Here is a 17826-nt window from a genome sequence, read left to right as displayed (position 1 = left end):
TGCGACTGACCCGAGCGGGGTCTGGTGCGTGCAGCTGCAAGGCGGAGGAGGGCGACAGGGCGGAGCCCTGGCAACCGACGACAACGCCGCAGATGTGCGTGCCAGACCCCGCGACCCCGGCAAGATCCAAACGACGCTCCCTAAGCGTACGCGGCGATGTCCTTGACCACGGAGAAGGCCAGTCCGTACGCGCTCATGCCCCTGCCGTAGGCGCCCAGGTGGACGCCCTGCTCGGTGGAGCCGGCGAGCACCCAGCCGAACTCGGACTCCCGGTAGTGGAACTGCGTCGGTACGCCGTCCACGGGGAGGGACAGCGTCGACCAGTCCGCTCCGCCGAGATCGTCCGCGAGGACCCACGCGGTCTCCGTCTGCTGCTCCAGCCAGTCGTCGCGCAGCGAGTGGTCCATCTGGCCCGGCCAGGTGAAGGACAGCAGCCCCACCCCGGCGAGCCACGCCGCCGACGACACCGAGGTGGCCTCCAGCAGACCCGTGCCGTCGGCGCTGCGCCGGTCGGGGTTGGCCGCGACGGTCACGACGACCGCGAACTTCTCCTTGGCGTCCTGGTCGTCGCCGGACACGTGCTCGTTGCGCACCGACGGTTCGTCGCCGTGCCCGATCGAGCCGTGTTCCACGGCCCCGTCGGCCGCCGTACCGACCTGCATCAGCCAGCGCCGCCCCGTGAAGGCCTCGTCGAGGCCGTACCACGGGAAGGGCGCGCGCAGGTAGCCGTCGATCGTCCGCCGGGCGGAGGGGACCTCTTGTCCATCCTCCGTGCCCGGCGTCTGCGCGACCGCCTGACTCGTCGTCTCCATGTGCCCGGACGCCTCCTCGCTCTCGTCGGACCGGAACGGCCCGCCCCCCTTCGGGCGCACTCGTCCGGTCCGCACAACGACTCGGGCAGCATAGCCACACCAGTGGCGGCAGCCGGGAAATCGCCCGGCGCGTGGGTCGCTCGGGCGTCGCCTTCAGGCCCCGTGCGCCCCGTCCGGAGTGTGAGACGCGTCACGTGCGGTGAGGGAGCCGGCTCCCGTGCCGTACCGCGGCCCGTGGGACGGACTCAGGTGGCGTCCGCGTCGAAGGGCGGGCGGTCGTCGAGAGCGGGAGTCTCGGGCTTCTTGGACATGTCGACGCGACCGCCGGTGGAGCCGGACGCCGAGGAAGCGGACGAGGAACCGGACGACGACTCCGACTCGCGGCCGTGGACCGCGTCGGTGACCTCGGCCATCTCCTTCTTCAGGTCGAAGCCGTTGCGGAGCTCCTTGAGCCCCAGCTCGTCGTTGTCCATCTGCTTGCGGATGAACGTCTTGGGGTTGAGGTCCTCGAACTCGAAGTCCTTGAACTCGGGGCCCAGCTCCTGCCGGATGTCCTGCTTGGCGCTGTCCGAGAACTCCCGGATCTTCCGGATGGTGCGGGTCACGTCCTGGATGACCTTGGGGAGCTTGTCCGGACCGAAGACGAGCACGGCGAGGACGACGAGCGTCACCAGCTCTAGTGCGCCTATGTCATTGAACACCTGAAGCTCCTTGGGATGTCCGGGCCGCCACCACGGTACCCGCCGACCCCGTCCGACCGGTACCGTCCCGTGGGCCCCGAGTGCGTGTATGCGGACGCTTTCCGAATTGTTTGCCTTCCTGGCCCCTTGTCGGGACCTGCGCGGGCACTCAGTCCCCGCCGGAGGAGCCGAGCACCAGTGAGACGTTCGTCTCCTCGCCGTCGCGCTCCAGCGTCAGTTCCAGGCGGTCGCCGGGGCGGTGGGCGCGGGTCGCGACGATGAGTTCCTCGCCGGAGTGCACGCGTCGGCCGTCGACCGCGGTGATCACGTCCCCCGGCTTGATGCCGGCCTCGGCCCCGGGACCGCCCGTGGTGACCGCGGGCCCGCCGTCGCTGCCCTTGGCGCCGACGCGGGCGCCGTCGCCCGTGTAGTTCATGTCGAGGGTGATGCCGATGACCGGGTGGGTGGCCTTACCGGTGTTGATCAGTTCCTCGGCTACGCGCTTGCCCTGGTTGATGGGGATGGCGAAGCCGAGCCCTATGGAGCCGGCCTGGCCGCCGTCCGACTCGGCGCCGCCGCTGCCGGCGGACCGGATGGCGGAGTTGATGCCGATGGCCCGGCCCCGGGAGTCCAGGAGGGGGCCGCCGGAGTTGCCGGGATTGATGGGCGCGTCGGTCTGCAGGGCGTCGACGTACGAGACGTCGCTGCCGTCGCCCTCCTCGCCGCCCGCCGTGATGGGCCGCTCCTTGGCGCTGATGATGCCGGAGGTGACCGTGCCGGCCAGGTCGAAGGGGGCGCCGATGGCGACGACGGGGTCGCCGACCCGCACGTTGTCGGAGTTGCCGAGCGGCAGGGGGCTGAGGCCGCTGACGCCCTTCACCTTCACCACGGCGAGGTCGTATCCGCTGTCGCGGCCGACGACCGTGGCCTCGGCGGTGTCGCCGCTGTTGAACGTGACGGTTATGTCGCCGCCGGATCCCGCGGGCTCGACTACGTGGTTGTTGGTCAGGATGTGGCCGCGGTCGTCCAGTACGAAGCCGGTGCCGGTGCCTGCCGCGTCGCCGCCGCTCACGTGCAGGGTCACCACGCTGGGCAGGGCACGGGCGGCGATCCCGGCGACACTGCCCGGCGCCCGCTCGGCCGCTTCCTTGCCGGCCTGCGGCAGCTCCACCGTCCCCACGCCGCCGTTCCGCTCCAGGTACGTGCCCAGGGCGCCGCCGATGCCGCCGGAGACCAGGGCGATCAGCAGCGCGCCGCCGACGATCAACTTTCCGGCCCGCTTACGGCGCTGCTCCCGCGTCGGCGCGACCGCGCCGTTCTGCTGGAGGGGCGCGGCGGCGGCCGAGGCCGCCCAGGGGTCGTAACGCCCCCAGGGGTCGACACCTCCCGAACTGTCGCCGCCCGTCCCACTGGACACCGGCGCCTCCGGCGACCCCACCGCCGGGTGAGGCACCGCCGCTGCCGTCACGCCCTGCACCGGTGTCACCGGCGGAGCCGGAGGCGGCGCGTCCGCCAGCGCCGGGTCGGGTACGGCACCCGCAGGCGCCGCGTCCGCGAAGGTCGGGGCGGCTACGGCGCCCAGAGGGGGAGTCTGCGGCGGCACCGCGCTGACGGGAGTCGCCGCCGGGTGCCGGACCGGCGGAGCCGGAGGCGGCGCGTCCGCCAGCGCCGGGTCGGGTACGGCACCCGCAGGCGCCGCGTCCGCGAAGGTCGGGGTGGGCATCGCCCCCGGAGGCGGAGTCTGCGGCGGCACCGCGGGCACGCCGGACGCGGGAGGCCCCGCCGCCACCGTGCCGTGCGCCGGCGTCGACGCCGGATGCTGCACCGGCGGAGCGGGGGCCCAGGGGCCCGGCTCGCCGTACGGCGGGGTGCTGTACGGGTCGGGGTCGTGCAGCGGCTTGGGACGCTCGCCGACGGGCGCGACGGTCAGGCCGTCGTCGCCGTCGACACCGCCGGAATCAGCGCCCGCACCCGCGTGCAGACCCGCACCGGCGCCCGCGCCCCCGTACGGATCGGCGTCCGTGTGTACGTCCGTCTCGGTCACCGGCCGGTCGAGTTCGTAGTCCCCCTCGTCGGCCACGCGGATCGGCGCCGGGCGTTCCAATTCGAAGTCGCCACCGTCGGACCCGCCGAACCCGTCGGATCCGTCACCACCGGTGCCGGTGGTGTGGGCCGGGCGAGGGCGTTCCAGTTCGAAGTCGCCGTCGGTCGCGTCCTCGGACGAGCGGGGACGACTCCACCACTTCGCCTTCGTGGGCTTCCCCTCGTTCATGTTCTCCCCCGCAGCCGGCCGCAGATCGTCGGCTCCAAGGGATCTGGCGCCACCCAGGATTCAATCAGGTTCCCGGCTCGGCGCGCAGAGTCCGGTCAGGGAGCGGGACGGTGAGAGGCGGCGGGGGACGCCGCCGGGTAGGGGGAAGGGACCGGGTCGGGGACGGGTGCGGCGAACAGGCCCGGCGGCCTGACCTCGGGGGTCGTCGGCCAGGAGGTCAGGGCGAGCGGCGGAACGGCTTCGAGCGGACGTATCAGCGGGGACATGGCGGCGGCACCGGCCGTCACCGGAGTCGTCAGCGCACGTAGGCTCTGCTGCCGCGGATCGGCGCCGGCGGGGGCGGGCAGCCCGGGCAGCAGCGGCGCGGACATCGTGGTGGGGGCGACCGGGGTGTCGCCGAGCACCCGCTGCCCATGGACCTGCCCGAGCAGCGGACCGCTCCCGCGGCGGCGCTGGCTCTCGGACCCCGTGACCGCTCCCGCGCCCTGGGTGCGCGTCGGCGTCACATTGCTGCCGCTCCCGGAGCCGCGGGCCTCCGTGCTGGTGTCCGGCGTGCCGACGGTGACACCGCCCAGCGCGATCGCGGCCAGCGACACCGCGCCGGCGGCGGCACAGGCGAACCGCAGGCCGCGCGAGGACGACCGCTCGGACTCGTGCCGGCTCACGTCGTGGATCCGGAAGCCCCTCCCCGGCGAGGAGGGCGACAGCACGGGGGTGTGCGGCCGGGCGGGGACGTAGTCGAACTCGAACCGCTCGCCGCGCTTCGTTCCGAAGACCCCGTCGAGGCCGCCGGCGAATCCTCCGCCGCCCAGCGGAGAGCCGCCGCCGTCCGTGTCACCGCCCCCGGGAAGCCCCTGGAGGCGGGCCAGGAAGCTCTCGGAGGGGGCCGGCGGGGCCGCTTCCGCGAAGACGTTCTTCAGCCGGCGCTGCGCGTCCACCTCCGCCTTGCACTTCGGGCAGGTGGCCACGTGCGCCAGTACACGCTCACGCGTGTCATGACCGAGCTCTCCGTCCACCAGGGCGGAGAGTCGGTCTCCCAGATGCTGCTCTGCGAGGTGCCCCTCGGAATTCGGCCGTGATCCACTCACGCGCTCGTGCCCCCTCCTCCCAGTGCGGGAACACGGGCCGCGAACGAGCGACGCTCGGCACGCGCCTTGGGAGACCGGTGCGCGAGTGCCTTGCGCAGCTGGGAACGGCCACGGTGGATCCGGGAGCGGACCGTGCCGAGCTTGACGCCGAGGGTCGCGGCGATCTCCTCGTACGACAGCCCCTCGATGTCGCACAGGACGACCGCCGCGCGGAACTCGGGCGCGAGGGTGTCCAGGGCCTGCTGGACGTCCGCGTCGAAGTGGGCGTCGTGGAAGACCTGCTGCGGGTTGGGCTCCTTGCTGGGCAGCCGCTCGGCCGCGTCGTCGCCGAGCGCGTCGAAGCGGATGCGCTGCTTGCGCCGGACCATGTCCAGGAAGAGGTTGGTGGTAATGCGGTGCAGCCAGCCCTCGAAGGTGCCCGGCGTGTAGGTCGACAGCGACCTGAAGACGCGGACGAAGACCTCCTGGGTGAGGTCCTCGGCGTCGTGCTGGTTGCCGGTGAGGCGGTAGGCGAGGCGGTAGACCCGGCCGCTGTGGGTGCTGACGATCTCCTCCCAGGTGGGCGGAGTCCACGCCTGCCCGTCCGCGTCGCTGGAGAAGGTCGCGGTCTGGGCGTGTCCCGTGGTGGGACCGTTCGCGTGGCTGTGGTCAGCAGCGGTGTCGTTCACGGATTTCGGCCTGCCTGCCGATCCGAGGAAGCGCCGCAGCGCTCCTCCCCGATCCGCGGGTGCGGCCGCACCTCCCCTGTCGGCTCTGGTGGTGTCCAGTGGAGCCCCTACCATAGCCACCTCGCCCGTTAGCTCCGGATAAGCGGTTTTACGAGAATTTGATCTGGGCCGACACGGCTCGTACGACTGCGTCAGCACTTGCTGGGCACCCTGGTCCATCCGCCACCCCCGTCGCAGCCCCGCCGCTCGGTCGTCTCTTTGCTCTCCCCTTTAAACGACCGGTCCCATCTGCGGGTTCCCGACGCCAACGGATACAGTCACGCCGAGGCAACGACGGGGACAGGAGAGGGTCATTACCGGCAACCGGCAGACGAGCTGGGCGTTCGCCGACGCCTATGTCGCCGAGGACGACGCGCTGCTCTGGGCACGCGACCGGGCCCGGGACGCGGGCCTGCGTTCGGTGACGCCCGGCACGGGCTCCGCGCTGGGGTTGCTCGCCGCCGCCGTGGACGCCAAGGCCGTCGCGGAGATCGGCACCGGCTGCGGCGTCTCCGGGATCCATCTGCTGCAGGGCATGCGACCGGACGGGGTACTGACCACGGTCGACCCGGAGCCGGAGCACCAGCAGTTCGCCCGCCAGGCCTTCCGGGCCGCGGGCTTCGCCAGCAACCGGGCCCGCTTCATCCCGGGCCGCGCCCTGGACGTCCTGCCCCGGCTCGCGGACGCCGGTTACGACCTGGTCTTCTGCGACGGCGACCGCCTGGAGTACCTGGACTATCTCGCTGAATCGTTGCGCCTGCTGCGCCCCGGAGGTCTCGTCGCCTTCGAGGGCGTCTTCGGCGCCGGCCGGACGATCGACTCCGGGCCGCAGCCCACCGAGGTGCTGCGGCTGCGGGAAGTGCTGCGCGCGGTGCGCGAGAGCCAGGAGCTGGTGCCGTCGCTGCTGCCGGTGGGCGACGGGCTGCTGTGCGCCGTCAAGCGGTGAAGGACCGACCGACCTGAGAGGCCCACGGGAAAACCCGGGATCTCACGTGAAAACAGAAAAACAATCACCCCGGCACCATGTGCGGTACCGGGGCGATTGAACGGGTATGGTCGCTCGCGCGTCAGCCGACGACCTTCTTGAGGGCGTCGCCGAGCGCGTCGGCCTCGTCGGGGGTCAGCTCGACGACGAGTCGACCGCCGCCTTCGAGCGGAACGCGCATGACGATGCCCCGCCCCTCCTTGGTCACCTCGAGCGGGCCATCGCCCGTCCGCGGCTTCATGGCCGCCATGCTCGTTCCCCTTCCTGATACCAGCTCACCGTCACCGCCGACGGCCCGTGAGGGCACGCGCAGTCCGGCATGGACGCGCGACACCGGCATCGAACACATTGCTTCCCAGCCATTATCCCGCATCCCAGGACCCGATGACCAACATCGGTCGGCATCGCTTGGGCAACGCGCGCGAGCAAAACCACTCAATTCGGCGATGTGACTGCGATACTGCGCGCCCTCGCGCACTTCCGCCGAATGGAAACGGACCGAAATTCTTTGACGCAGGTCACATCTCCCGAGCGATCCGTTGCCGGTGATCTCCGTCATGCTGTGTCCCGGACACGTACGACGACGCGGAGGGGAACCCATGGCCGACACCGTGCTCTACGAGGTGAGCGACGGGCTCGCGACGATCACGCTGAACCGCCCCGAGGCGATGAACGCGCTGAACATCGAGACCAAGGTCGCGCTCAGGGAGGCGGTGCGCTCCGCGGCGGGGGACGACGCCGTACGGGCGGTACTGCTGACCGCGGCCGGGGAACGGGCGTTCTGCGTAGGTCAGGACCTCAAGGAGCACATCGGGCTGCTGGCCTCCGACCGGGAAACGGGCTCGGGCCGGACCATGAGCACGGTGCGCGAGCACTACAACCCGATCGTGCGGGCGCTCGCCGAGGCGGAGAAGCCGGTGGTCGCCGCCGTGAACGGCGTGGCGGCCGGGGCGGGCTTCGGCTTCGCGCTCGCGGCGGACTACCGGATCGTCGCGGACACGGCGGCCTTCAACACGTCCTTCGCCGGGGTCGCGCTCACCGCCGACTCGGGCGTCTCCTGGACGCTGCCGCGCGTCGTCGGCCCCGGGCGCGCCGCCGACCTGCTGCTCTTCCCGCGCAGCATCGGCGCCCGGGAGGCGTACGAGCTGGGCATCGCCAACCGGGTGGTGCCCGCCGCCGACCTGCGCGCCGAGGCCGAGCAGACGGCGCGGGCGCTGGCGGAGGGTCCGACGGTGGCGTACGCGGCGCTGAAGGAGGCGGTGGCGTACGGGCTGACGCACTCGCTCTCCGAGACGCTGGACAAGGAGGAGGAGCTGCAGTCCCGGGCGGGTTCCTCGGAGGACCACGCGATCGCGGTGCGGGCCTTCGTCAACAAGGAGAAGCCTCGCTACCTGGGCAAGTGAGCCGCTGACCGGCCCCCGGACGGGCTCTTGCGCGCCACGCACGCCGCCAGGTGGTCGTCGACCAGTCCGCACGCCTGCATCAGCGCGTACGCCGTCGTCGGGCCGACGAAGCGCAGTCCCTGCTTCTTCAGGGCCTTGGACAGCGCCGTGGACTCCGGTGTGACGGCCGGGACGTCGGCGAGGGTCCTGGGCACCGGGCGCCCGTCCGGGTCCGGGGCGTGCGACCAGATCAGCTGGTCCAGCTCGCCGGAGGCCCACTCGGCGAGCACGCGGGCGTTGGCGAGGGTCGCGTCGATCTTGGCGCGGTTGCGGATGATGCCCGCGTCGGCGAGCAGGCGTTCGCGGTCCTCGTCGGTGAAGGCCGCCACCTTGGCGATCTCGAAGCCGGCGAAGGCGGCGCGGAAGCCGGGGCGGCGGCGCAGGATGGTGATCCAGGACAGGCCGGACTGGAAGGCCTCCAGGCTGAGGCGTTCGTACAGGGCGTCGTCGCCGTGGACCGGGCGGCCCCATTCCTCGTCGTGGTACGTCACGTAGTCCGCGGTGGACAGGGCCCAGGGGCAGCGCGCCGCGCCGTCCGGTCCCGCGACGGCCTCCCCGGCGCTCACTGCTGCTCCTCCTGGGCCGGCTTCTCCATGGAGACGTGCTGGTGGGCGATGGCGGCCCGGGCGCCGGACAGCGCGGACTCCAGGTCGGCGATGCGGGCGTCGCGCTCGGCCAGCTCGGCGCCGAGACGGCCGAGGGCGTCGTCGACGTCCGCCATGCGGTAGCCGCGGGCGGCGAGCGGGAAGCGGAGGCGTTCCACGTCCGCGCGGCCCACCGGGCGGTCCGGGGGCAGGGAGTCCCGCAGCCGCTCGGGGGCGGCGTCGGGCAACGGCCCGCTGTCGCCGCCGCTCACCACGGCGAGCGTCACCGCGGCGACCACGACGGCCAGCGCGACGACGAGGAACAGGAACATGACCATCGCTGAGGCCCCCATGGTCGGGTCGAGCGCGGCGATCGCGTGGGTTCGAGGATTCGACGGATCGCGTGCTGGTTGGATCGGAGTCGGAACCGGGTTCCGAGCCGGAGTCGGTTGTGTCGGGTCCGATCGTGCCATGCGAGTCTGACAGTCGGGGCCGCCGGTGGTCGAAGGCCGGGCCCCGAGGTCGATTCAGCGGGACGTGAGAACGGTATGGACGAGGAGATGTCACAGGGGATGCTCAGGCTGGGCAGGCGTGAATTCGCGGCGCACGAGCCGGTGATCATGGCGATCGTGAACCGGACCCCGGACTCCTTCTACGACCAGGGGGCGACCTTCCGCGACGAGCCCGCCCTCGCGCGCGTGGAGCAGGCGGTGGCCGAGGGCGCCGCGATCATCGACATCGGCGGAGTGAAGGCCGGGCCGGGGGACGAGGTGTCGGCCGAGGAGGAGGCGCGGCGGACGGTGGGGTTCGTCGCGGAGGTGCGGCGGCGTTTCCCGGACGTCGTGATCAGTGTGGACACCTGGCGGCACGAGGTCGGCGAGGCCGTGTGCGAGGCGGGGGCCGACGTGCTGAACGACGCGTGGGGCGGCGTCGACCCGAAGCTCGCGGAGGTCGCCGCGCGGTACGGGGTCGGGCTGGTGTGCACGCACGCCGGCGGCGCGGAGCCCCGGACGCGGCCGCACCGGGTGACGTACGACGACGTCATGGCCGACATCCTGAAGGTGACGCTGGGGCTGGCCGAGCGGGCGGTGGCGCTGGGCGTGCCGCGGGAGTCGGTGCTGATCGATCCCGGCCACGACTTCGGGAAGAACACGCGGCACAGCCTGGAGGCGACGCGGCGGCTCGGGGAGATGGTGGACACGGGCTGGCCGGTGCTGGTGTCCCTGTCCAACAAGGACTTCGTCGGGGAGACGCTGGACCGGCCCGTGAAGGAGCGGGTGCTGGGGACGCTGGCGACGACGGCGGTGTCGGCGTGGCTGGGGGCGCGGGTGTACCGGGTGCACGAGGTGGCGGAGACCCGGCAGGTGCTGGACATGGTCGCGACGATCGCGGGTCACCGGGAGCCCGCCGTCGCCAGGCGGGGACTGGCTTAGGTACTCCCGGTACCGGATCCGGAACCAGGGGGCCCGGCCCCCTGGCGTCCCCGGCCCGTGCCTACCGCCCCGCCTCCTTGGAGACCAGGGCCACCGCCTCGTCCACGTCGTCCGTGACGTGGAAGAGCAGGAGGTCCTTCTCGGCGGCCTTGCCCTGGGCGACCAGGGTGCCGCGCAGCCAGTCGACCAGACCGCCCCAGTACTCGGAGCCGAACAGGACGATGGGGAAGCGGGTCACCTTCTGGGTCTGCACCAGGGTGAGGGCCTCGAAGAGCTCGTCGAGGGTGCCGAGGCCGCCGGGCAGGACCACGAAGCCCTGCGCGTACTTCACGAACATCATCTTGCGGACGAAGAAGTACCGGAAGTTCAGGCCGATGTCGACGTACGGGTTGAGCCCCTGCTCGAAGGGCAGCTCGATGCCGAGGCCGACCGACGTGCCCTTCGCCTCCAGGGCGCCCTTGTTGGCCGCCTCCATGGCGCCGGGCCCACCGCCCGTGATGACCGCGAAGCCGGCCTCCACCAGGCCACGGCCCAGCCGCACGCCCGCCTCGTACTCCGGTGAGTCCGCCGCCGTACGCGCCGAGCCGAAGACGCTGATCGCGGGCGGCAGTTCGGCGAGCGTGCCGAAGCCCTCGATGAACTCCGACTGAATGCGCAGCACGCGCCAGGGGTCGGTGTGGACCCAGTCGGTCGGGGCACGCTCGTCCAGCAGGCGCTGGTCCGTGGTGCTCTTCTGGACCTGACCCCGCCGCCGGAGGACAGGGCCCAGGCGCTGCTCCTCCGGTGGCCGCTTCTTGCCCTCGGGGTTGCCGGTAGCCATGCGCGCTCCCTCCAGTTGCAGGTTCTTCCACCTCAGCGTAGATCTACGCGGGTTACGTACGAGGGACCTGAGCATGTCCGTCACACAGCGGCGTAAACCCGGTGTGGATCACGCCGTCAGCCAGGACCGCAGGCGCTCCTCCCCCGCGAGGATCTTCGCCACTTCCACCCGCTCGTCGCGCTTGTGCGCCAAGTGCGGGTTGCCGGGGCCGTAGTTGACCGCGGGGACGCCGAGCGCCGAGAAGCGCGACACGTCCGTCCAGCCGTACTTGGGCTGCGGGGTGCCGCCCACCGCCTCGATGAAGGCCGCCGCGGCCGGGTGGGACAGCCCCGGCAGGGCCGCGCCGCTGTGGTCGTCGACCACGAACTCCGCCACCCCGCAGTCCGCGAAGACCTCCCGCACGTGGGCGAGGGCCTCCTCGGGGCTGCGGTCCGGGGCGTAGCGGAAGTTGACCGTGACCACGCACTCGTCGGGGATGACGTTGCCCGCGACCCCGCCCGTGACGCCGACCGCGTTCAGGCCCTCGCGGTACTCCAGGCCGTCGATCACCGGGTAGCGCGGCTCGTAGGCCGCCAGGCGCGCGAGGATCGGGGCGGCGGCGTGGATGGCGTTGGACCCCATCCAGGAGCGCGCGGAGTGCGCCCGCTCCCCCGTCGTCCTCAGCAGCACCCGCAGCGTGCCCTGGCAGCCGCCCTCCACCTGGCCGTCCGACGGTTCGAGGAGCACCGCGAAGTCGCCCTCCAGCCACTCGGGGTGCGCCTCGGCGACGTGCTTGAGGCCGTTCAGCTCGGCGGCGACCTCCTCGTTGTCGTAGAAGACGAAGGTCAGGTCGCGGTTGGGGGCCGGGACCGTCGCCGCGATGCGCAGCTGCACCGCGACGCCCGCCTTCATGTCGCAGGTGCCGCAGCCCCACAGGACGCCGTCCTCGTCCAGCCGGGACGGTACGTTGTCGGCGATCGGGACGGTGTCGATGTGACCGGCCAGGATCACGCGCTCCGCCCGGCCCAGGTCCGTACGGGCCACCACGTTGTTGCCGTACCGCTCGACCGACAGGTGCGGCAAGGCTCGCAGGGCGCTCTCGATCGCGTCCGAGAGCGGCTCCTCGGTGCCGCTCTCGGAGGGGAAGTCGACGAGCCGCGCGGTGAGCTCCGCGGCGTCCAGCGTGAGGTCAAGCGGGGTATCGGCCATGGCCCCGACCCTAACGCCCTTGCCCTTTCAGGCACTGTCCGTACCCGGCGGACACCACTCCCTACCCTCCAGTACCTTGTACGCGTGCTTCAGCCGTCGCCATCCCGCAAACGCCATGGCCGCCTTCTCCGTTCCGGCGCGGCCTCCGTGGTCCTGCTCGCGGTCGCCGGGTACCTCACGGTGCAGTACGTCACCGGGGGCGCGGGCGCCCCGGGTTGCGAGGTCGTCTCGGCCGACGACGACCGGACGACCTACGAGTTCACGCCGGAGCAGGCGGTGAACGCGGCGACGATCACCGCCGTGGGCACCGCGCGCGACCTGCCGGAGCGGGCGGTGACGATCGCGCTGGCGACCGCGCTGCAGGAGTCGACGCTGCGCAACATCGACTACGGCGACCGCGACTCGCTCGGCCTGTTCCAGCAGCGGCCCTCCCAGGGCTGGGGCACGCCGGAGGAGATCATGGACCCGGCCTACTCGGCGACCAAGTTCTACGACGAACTGGTCGAGGTGCCCGGCTACACCGGCCTCCCGCTGACCGTCGCCGCCCAGCGCGTGCAGCGCAGCGGCTTCCCGGACGCCTACGCCAAGCACGAGACGGACGCCAGGCTGCTCGCCGCCGCGCTGACCGGACGGTCCGCGGCGACGCTGACGTGCGAGGGGCGCCCCGGCACGGCCCGGGCCCAGGGGCCGGACGCGGTCCGCGCGGCGCTCGTACGGGACTTCGGGCAGGACGTGCTCCAGTCGGCCGGAGCGGCCGTGGACGACGCCTCCGCGGCGCCCACGGCCTCACCCGCACCGACCGCGGGCACGACGGGCGGCGCGGGCGGCTCCGACGGGCGGACCGTGACGCTGCCCGTGGCCGCCGGCCCGGGTACGGAGGGGCGCCTCGATCAGCGCGGCTGGCAACTGGCGCACTGGGCGGTGGCCAACGCCTCCTCGCTGCGCATCGAACGGGTCTCCTACGCGGGCCGGGAGTGGACCGCGGGAAACACCGACAGCAAGTGGCGTCCGACGGGTGCGGGCAGCACCGGCGGCGCCGAGCGGGCCGCGGAAGCGGTCCGCATCACCTCCGCGCGGTAGCGCTCGCCCGTACGGTTCGTCACTCCTGGGAGTTACCCGCGACGGCGTCGGGTCGACGCGGTGCACGGGTTTTCCGGTCGTCACCCTGGAATCCGCCGGAGGCCTGGAAAATCAAGGGCTGTAAGGATTCGGCAGACTTTCCGACCGGCGCCCTTTTGCCCGTTTTTCTGTGCACCTGATAATGCGACACATTACCAACTCTTTACTTTGTGCCGCCGCAACCTTCGTCGCCTTCGAGCGGTAGTCACTGCGTCCGAGCCCGTCGATCACTCGCCGGGCACGGTCGGATTCCACATCACTGACTTCCGTCGAAGGAGCATCATGTCCCTCCCCCTGACCCGCCGGATCGCCCGTGCCGCGCTGCTCGTCGCTGCGGGAGCGGCTGCCGGGGTCGGTGCGGCCGGCTCCGCCAGCGCGGCTCCCGAGCTGCCCGCCACCCCGAACCTCGGGGGACTGACCGCCCTGGACGGGGCGAACGTCGGCAACACCGTGGACGCCGCGGCCCAGAACGTCACCCAGACCGCGGGCGACACCGGCAGCAAGGCCGTCAAGAAGACCGTGCCGGCCGCGGGCAAGACCGGTGGCTCGGTCGTCAAGAAGACCACCCCCGTGGCGCAGAAGGCCGCCGGGGACGCCGCGGGCTCCGCCGGGGAGATCGTCGGTGACACCGCGGGAACCGCCACCGAGGGCGGGCTGCCGACGGACGCGCTGGGCAAGGGCGGGCTGCCGGCCACCGGTTCGCTGCCGGTGCAGGGGCTGCCGCTCGGCTGACGGCGGCCGCACCCCGCTCGTACGGCGCCGGGGCCCAGGATTCCTCTCCTGGGCCCCGGCGTTCTGCGTGCCTACGTCGAACCAGGCCGTCAGGCGGTCAGGCCGTCAGGCCGTCAGGCGCGACACCGCCGCGCGGACGCGCTCGTCCGTGGCCGTGAGGGCGACGCGGACGAAGTTCTCGCCCGCCGGGCCGTAGAAGTCGCCGGGAGCCACCAGGATGCCGCGCTCCGCCAGATGGGCCACCGTGTCCCAGCAGGACTCGTCGCGGGTGGCCCAGAGGTAGAGGCCGGCCTCGCTGTGCTCGATGCGGAAGCCGTGGCCGAGGAGCGCCTCGCGCAGGGCCGTGCGGCGGGCCGCGTAGCGCTCGCGCTGCACGCGGACGTGCTCGTCGTCGCCGAGGGCCGCCACCACGGCCGCCTGGGTCGGCGCGGACGTCATCATGCCGCCGTGCTTGCGGATCTCCAGGAGGGGCACCAGGACGGCCGGGTCGCCCGCCAGGAAGGCCGCGCGGTAGCCGGCGAGGTTGGAGCGCTTGGAGAGCGAGTGGACGGCCACCAGGCCGTCGTACGAGCCGCCGTTGACGTCCGGGTGCAGGACGGAGACCGGGTCGGCCTCCCAGCCCAGCTCCAGGTAGCACTCGTCGGAGACGACGAGGATGCCGTGCTCGCGGGCCCAGGCCACGATTCGGGTCAGGTCGGCCTTCGACAGGACCCGGCCGGTGGGGTTGGACGGGGAGTTGAGCCAGAGGAGCTTCAGGCCCGCCGGGTCCAGCTCGGTGGGATCGTCGTACGCCTCGTACTCGGCGCGGGCCAGGCGCGCGCCGACCTCGTACGTCGGGTAGGCCAGGCGCGGGAACGCCACCCGGTCGCCCGGACCGAGGCCCAGCTGGGTCGGGAGCCAGGCGACGAGTTCCTTGGAGCCGACGATGGGCAGGACGTGGCGGTGGGTGACGTCGCGGGCGCCGAGGCGGCGCTCGACCCAGCCGGTGATCGCGTCGCGCAGTGCCGGAGTGCCCCAGACGGTCGGGTAGCCCGGGGAGTCCGCCGCGTCGATCAGGGCCTTCTGGATCAGCTCGGGGACCGGGTCGACCGGGGTGCCGACGGAGAGGTCGACGATGCCGTCCGGGTGCGCGGCGGCCGTCTTCTTGTACGGCTCCAGCTTGTCCCAGGGGAAGGTGGGAAGCCGGTCGGAGACTGCGGACACGATGGTGGCTCTCTTTCGTCTTCGTCCTACGGCAAACGCCTCGGTCCCGTACCGCGCCGATCGAGGTGATCAGGCCGTACGGGACCGAGGCGGCGCGGGTGCGGGCCGCTCTTACTGGTTCTGCGGCGGCAGCGCGGCGACGAAGGGGTGGTCGCGCTCGATCAGTCCCAGCTTGCTGGCGCCGCCGGGCGAGCCGAGCTCGTCGAAGAACTCGACGTTCGCCTTGTAGTAGTCCTTCCACTCCTCCGGAGTGTCGTCCTCGTAGAAGATCGCCTCGACCGGGCAGACCGGCTCACAGGCACCACAGTCGACGCATTCGTCCGGGTGGATGTACAAGGACCGCTGGCCCTCGTAGATGCAGTCGACCGGGCACTCCTCGATGCACGCCTTGTCCTTCACGTCGACACAAGGCTGCGCGATGACGTAGGTCACGCTGTCGTTCCTCCTCGATAGGGCGCTGGCGGGCCTCCTCAGGCTCCGCCGCCTGGCGCGCGGGAGCGCGGCGTCGTCGATGCCCGCCCCTAGTATCTCCGTTCTTGGGCATGATCCGAACAGGAGGGGTGTACCGACCCGTGGAAATCTCTGCCGCAGGCCGCCTTGAGGTCCGTATCACCACTGCTGACGTGGGCAAACGAGTCTCCGTACGGCGCTTGAGCGAACCGGGTGTCGCGGGTGAGAAGTTCACCGACACGGTCGGTGTTCTCACATCATGGGACGACGGTGTGCTGCTGATCACACGAAAGAGTGGCGAGTCCGTCCGTATCCCGGAGTCCGCGCTGGTCGCGGGCAAGGTCGTGCCGTCGGCGCCCGCGCGGCGGCGCGGTCCCGCCGCCTCGTACGAGGAGCTGGCGCGGGTCGCCGCTCGGGCCTGGCGGCCGGTGGAGAGCGAGCGGCTCGGTGAATGGGAGCTGCGGGCGGCCGCCGGGTTCACGCGGCGGGCCAACTCCGTGCTCCCGCTCGGCGATCCGGGGCTGCCGCTCGACGAGGCGCTGACCGCCGTACGACGCTGGTACGCCGAACGGGGGCTGCCCGCGTACGTCCAGACCGCCACCGGGGCCGAGGGCACGCAGGAGTCCCTGTGCGCGGAGCTGGAGCGGCGGGGCTGGGTGCGGGAGGTGACGGCCGAGGTGTGGACCGGCGCTCTGGCGCCGGTCGCCGACCTGTCGGAGGGGACCGGCGTGGTCCTGTCCCGGGAGGCGGACGAGGCGTGGCTGGCGCGGTACCAGCGCAAGGGCGTGAGCGAGGTGGCCCTGCGGGTACTGGCCGGAGGGCCGTCGGTGTGGTTCGCGACGGTGCCCGGTGCGGACGCGGCCGCCCCGGCGGCGATCGGGCGGTGTGTCGTGGACGGGCGGTGGGCCTCCTTCGCGGCCGTCGAGGTCGACCCCGCGCAGCGGCGCCGGGGGCTGGCGACCGCCGTGATGGCCGCGCTGGCCCGGCGGGCGCTCGACGAGGGCGCGTCGGCGGCGTGGCTCCAGGTCGAGACGGACAACGCGGGGGCGCGGGCGCTGTACGCCGGGATGGGCTTCGCGGCGCATCACGCGTACCACCACTACCGGGAGCCCGCCGGCGCCGGAACGGACCGGTAACCGATCGCCGTGAAAGGGCACGAGCCAGTTATGCGTCATCCACGTCCCCCGCGTCCGCCGTCACCGGAACGCTCCGCCGAAGTGCGGCGCCGGTTCGCCGAAGAGGCACGCTCCGAGCGGCCCGACCTGGCCACGCTGTGCCTGCTGGTGGGCGCGGAGGCGGACGGGTCGCTGGACGAGGCGGGTCTGGACGCCGCGCAGGTGGAGCTCGACCGGCTGGCCGGAGAGCTGCCGTTCCGGCCGGGTGCGCCGCGGGCCTGGGCGGCGGCGCTGCGGGACCTGCTCGGCGAGCGGTACGGGTTCCAGGGGGCCGCCGCGGACTACCAGCGGCTGGAGTCGTCGTTGCTGCACGAGGTGCTGGAGCGCCGGCGCGGGCTGCCGATCATGCTGTCGGTGGTGTGGCTGGAGGTGGCCCGGCGGGCGGGGGCGCCGGTGTACGGGGTCGCGCTGCCGGGGCACTTCGTGGTCGGGTTCGGGGCGGAGTTCGGGCCGGAGGAGGAACGGGTGCTCGCCGATCCGTTCGACGGAGGCCGGGTGCTCAGCGGGAACGACGCGGAGGTGCTGGTCGCGGGGGCGACGGGGGCCGCCCTGCATCCGTCGATGCTGGAGCCCGCGGCGCCGTTGGAGGTGGTGTCGCGCGTCCTGAACAACATCCGGGCGTGGGCGGCGGCCCGGCCGGAGCGGTCGGATGTCGGGCTGTGGGCGATCGAGCTGGCGTTGCTGCTGCCCGCGCACCCGGCGCGGCTGCGGTACGAGCGGGCTCGGCTGCTGGTGCAGCGGGGGGAGTTCTCGGCGGGGGCCGGGGAGTTGGAGGCGTACGCGGAGGTCGTGGGGGCGGTGGACGAGGCGGTCGCCGAGCAGGTGCGGGGGGAGGCGCGGGCGGCTCGCGCCATGCTCAACTGAGGACGCGAGGGCCTGTATTGAGTTCCCCGTCGTCCGCCCGAAGGGCGGGCGCAGCGGCGGTCGGTGCGGGCGATCGGTGTGCGGCGGTCCAGGTCATGTGGCGGAGCCACCTGTCCTGGACCGCCGTGCAGCGAGCGTGCGTGCCGGGCGTCGGGGCGCAGACGGGGAACTCAATACAGGCCCTAGGGGGGCGGGCGGGGGGGGGGGGGGGGCCCCCCCCGGGGGGGGGTGTTTGACCGGGGGTTGGTTCTACTGCCCCCCCCCCGTCTGTT

Annotated in this window: 19 protein-coding genes; 7 read left to right on the top strand and 12 right to left on the bottom strand. The window is 72.6% G+C overall.

Annotated elements, in window-relative coordinates; genetic code table 11:
* Window positions 1-140: 140 nt before the first annotated feature.
* From ACFCZF_RS22155 to sigE, 5 genes are all read right to left on the bottom strand, one after another.
* Entirely contained in the window at window positions 141-812 is a 672-nt protein-coding gene (locus ACFCZF_RS22155) for a hypothetical protein (protein WP_375915515.1), read from the bottom strand.
* Window positions 813-1057: 245 nt separating this feature from the next.
* The gene (locus ACFCZF_RS22150) at window positions 1058-1513 is read right to left on the bottom strand and encodes a sec-independent translocase (RefSeq protein WP_375915513.1); all 456 of its coding nucleotides are present in this window, start codon (window positions 1511-1513) and stop codon (window positions 1058-1060) included.
* A gap of 148 nt (window positions 1514-1661) precedes the next feature.
* Window positions 1662-3764: a trypsin-like peptidase domain-containing protein gene (locus tag ACFCZF_RS22145; RefSeq protein ID WP_376673106.1), complete on the bottom strand. Its 2103-nt coding sequence runs from the start codon at window positions 3762-3764 to the stop codon at window positions 1662-1664.
* A 95-nt stretch (window positions 3765-3859) separates the two neighbouring features.
* Window positions 3860-4780 (bottom strand): zf-HC2 domain-containing protein, encoded by a 921-nt coding sequence (locus tag ACFCZF_RS22140; protein WP_376673120.1) that lies wholly within the window; start codon window positions 4778-4780, stop codon window positions 3860-3862.
* Window positions 4781-4848: 68 nt separating this feature from the next.
* Window positions 4849-5520, bottom strand: coding sequence for an RNA polymerase sigma factor SigE (gene sigE, locus ACFCZF_RS22135; RefSeq protein WP_310871372.1), 672 nt, complete (start codon window positions 5518-5520; stop codon window positions 4849-4851).
* Between the two features lie 286 nt (window positions 5521-5806).
* Between sigE and ACFCZF_RS22130 the strand changes: the two genes are divergently transcribed.
* Complete coding sequence (locus ACFCZF_RS22130; protein WP_376673119.1) at window positions 5807-6505, top strand: O-methyltransferase; 699 nt, start codon at window positions 5807-5809, stop codon at window positions 6503-6505.
* Between the two features lie 121 nt (window positions 6506-6626).
* On the opposite strand, the gene ACFCZF_RS22125 is transcribed toward ACFCZF_RS22130, so the two are convergent.
* Complete coding sequence (locus ACFCZF_RS22125) at window positions 6627-6794, bottom strand: DUF3117 domain-containing protein (protein ID WP_003966491.1); 168 nt, start codon at window positions 6792-6794, stop codon at window positions 6627-6629.
* A gap of 349 nt (window positions 6795-7143) precedes the next feature.
* Here ACFCZF_RS22125 and ACFCZF_RS22120 point away from each other — a divergent pair, with 349 nt between their 5' ends.
* A complete protein-coding gene (locus tag ACFCZF_RS22120; protein WP_376673105.1) occupies window positions 7144-7947 on the top strand; it encodes an enoyl-CoA hydratase/isomerase family protein in 804 nt (267 codons plus the stop codon).
* On the opposite strand, the gene ACFCZF_RS22115 is transcribed toward ACFCZF_RS22120, so the two are convergent.
* On the bottom strand, window positions 7932-8552 hold the full coding sequence (locus tag ACFCZF_RS22115) for a DNA-3-methyladenine glycosylase I (RefSeq protein WP_376673104.1): 621 nt from the start codon (window positions 8550-8552) through the stop codon (window positions 7932-7934). The genes ACFCZF_RS22120 and ACFCZF_RS22115 overlap by 16 nt on opposite strands.
* Window positions 8549-8908: a DivIVA domain-containing protein gene (locus ACFCZF_RS22110; protein WP_376673103.1), complete on the bottom strand. Its 360-nt coding sequence runs from the start codon at window positions 8906-8908 to the stop codon at window positions 8549-8551. The genes ACFCZF_RS22115 and ACFCZF_RS22110 overlap by 4 nt, the downstream gene beginning before the upstream one ends.
* Window positions 8909-9142: 234 nt before the next feature.
* On the opposite strand from ACFCZF_RS22110, the gene folP reads away from it, so the two are divergent.
* Window positions 9143-10003: a dihydropteroate synthase gene (gene folP / locus ACFCZF_RS22105; RefSeq protein ID WP_376673118.1), complete on the top strand. Its 861-nt coding sequence runs from the start codon at window positions 9143-9145 to the stop codon at window positions 10001-10003.
* Between the two features lie 61 nt (window positions 10004-10064).
* Here folP and ACFCZF_RS22100 read toward each other — a convergent pair whose 3' ends face one another.
* Together ACFCZF_RS22100 and dapE are read right to left on the bottom strand one after the other, a co-directional pair.
* The gene (locus tag ACFCZF_RS22100) at window positions 10065-10823 is read right to left on the bottom strand and encodes a TIGR00730 family Rossman fold protein (RefSeq protein ID WP_310871376.1); all 759 of its coding nucleotides are present in this window, start codon (window positions 10821-10823) and stop codon (window positions 10065-10067) included.
* Between the two features lie 108 nt (window positions 10824-10931).
* The gene (gene dapE, locus ACFCZF_RS22095) at window positions 10932-12011 is read right to left on the bottom strand and encodes a succinyl-diaminopimelate desuccinylase (RefSeq protein ID WP_376673102.1); all 1080 of its coding nucleotides are present in this window, start codon (window positions 12009-12011) and stop codon (window positions 10932-10934) included.
* An 84-nt stretch (window positions 12012-12095) separates the two neighbouring features.
* On the opposite strand from dapE, the gene ACFCZF_RS22090 reads away from it, so the two are divergent.
* Both ACFCZF_RS22090 and ACFCZF_RS22085 read left to right on the top strand, forming a co-directional pair.
* Window positions 12096-13091 carry a heavy metal transporter gene (locus ACFCZF_RS22090; RefSeq protein ID WP_376673101.1) on the top strand — a complete coding sequence of 332 codons (996 nt, stop codon included), beginning with the start codon at window positions 12096-12098 and terminating at the stop codon, window positions 13089-13091.
* Between the two features lie 321 nt (window positions 13092-13412).
* Window positions 13413-13862, top strand: coding sequence for an ATP-binding protein (locus tag ACFCZF_RS22085; RefSeq protein ID WP_376673100.1), 450 nt, complete (start codon window positions 13413-13415; stop codon window positions 13860-13862).
* 105 nt (window positions 13863-13967) lie between these two features.
* On the opposite strand, the gene ACFCZF_RS22080 is transcribed toward ACFCZF_RS22085, so the two are convergent.
* Entirely contained in the window at window positions 13968-15065 is a 1098-nt protein-coding gene (locus tag ACFCZF_RS22080) for a bifunctional succinyldiaminopimelate transaminase/glutamate-prephenate aminotransferase (RefSeq protein ID WP_376673099.1), read from the bottom strand.
* 111 nt (window positions 15066-15176) lie between these two features.
* A complete protein-coding gene (gene fdxA / locus ACFCZF_RS22075) occupies window positions 15177-15497 on the bottom strand; it encodes a ferredoxin (RefSeq protein WP_003973842.1) in 321 nt (106 codons plus the stop codon).
* Between the two features lie 140 nt (window positions 15498-15637).
* On the opposite strand from fdxA, the gene ACFCZF_RS22070 reads away from it, so the two are divergent.
* Together ACFCZF_RS22070 and ACFCZF_RS22065 are read left to right on the top strand one after the other, a co-directional pair.
* Window positions 15638-16651 (top strand): GNAT family N-acetyltransferase, encoded by a 1014-nt coding sequence (locus ACFCZF_RS22070; RefSeq protein WP_376673098.1) that lies wholly within the window; start codon window positions 15638-15640, stop codon window positions 16649-16651.
* 30 nt (window positions 16652-16681) lie between these two features.
* Window positions 16682-17554, top strand: a complete 873-nt coding sequence (locus ACFCZF_RS22065; protein WP_376673097.1) for a tetratricopeptide repeat protein — start codon at window positions 16682-16684, stop codon at window positions 17552-17554.
* Window positions 17555-17826: the final 272 nt, after the last annotated feature.

This window comes from Streptomyces sp. NPDC056296 (genome assembly GCF_042268605.1).
Taxonomy (GTDB): Bacteria; Actinomycetota; Actinomycetes; order Streptomycetales; family Streptomycetaceae; genus Streptomyces.
This window is presented reverse-complemented; position numbering and strand designations above follow the sequence as displayed.

Coding starts and splice junctions, on each gene's coding strand:
- ACFCZF_RS22100 (WP_310871376.1), bottom strand. CDS start 10,823: ATGGCTACCGGCAACCCCGAGGGCAAGAAGCGGCCACCGGAGGAGCAG.
- ACFCZF_RS22145 (WP_376673106.1), bottom strand. CDS start 3,764: ATGAACGAGGGGAAGCCCACGAAGGCGAAGTGGTGGAGTCGTCCCCGC.
- folP (WP_376673118.1), top strand. CDS start 9,143: ATGCTCAGGCTGGGCAGGCGTGAATTCGCGGCGCACGAGCCGGTGATC.
- ACFCZF_RS22085 (WP_376673100.1), top strand. CDS start 13,413: ATGTCCCTCCCCCTGACCCGCCGGATCGCCCGTGCCGCGCTGCTCGTC.
- dapE (WP_376673102.1), bottom strand. CDS start 12,011: ATGGCCGATACCCCGCTTGACCTCACGCTGGACGCCGCGGAGCTCACC.
- ACFCZF_RS22110 (WP_376673103.1), bottom strand. CDS start 8,908: ATGGTCATGTTCCTGTTCCTCGTCGTCGCGCTGGCCGTCGTGGTCGCC.
- ACFCZF_RS22065 (WP_376673097.1), top strand. CDS start 16,682: ATGCGTCATCCACGTCCCCCGCGTCCGCCGTCACCGGAACGCTCCGCC.
- ACFCZF_RS22155 (WP_375915515.1), bottom strand. CDS start 812: ATGGAGACGACGAGTCAGGCGGTCGCGCAGACGCCGGGCACGGAGGAT.
- ACFCZF_RS22125 (WP_003966491.1), bottom strand. CDS start 6,794: ATGGCGGCCATGAAGCCGCGGACGGGCGATGGCCCGCTCGAGGTGACC.
- ACFCZF_RS22120 (WP_376673105.1), top strand. CDS start 7,144: ATGGCCGACACCGTGCTCTACGAGGTGAGCGACGGGCTCGCGACGATC.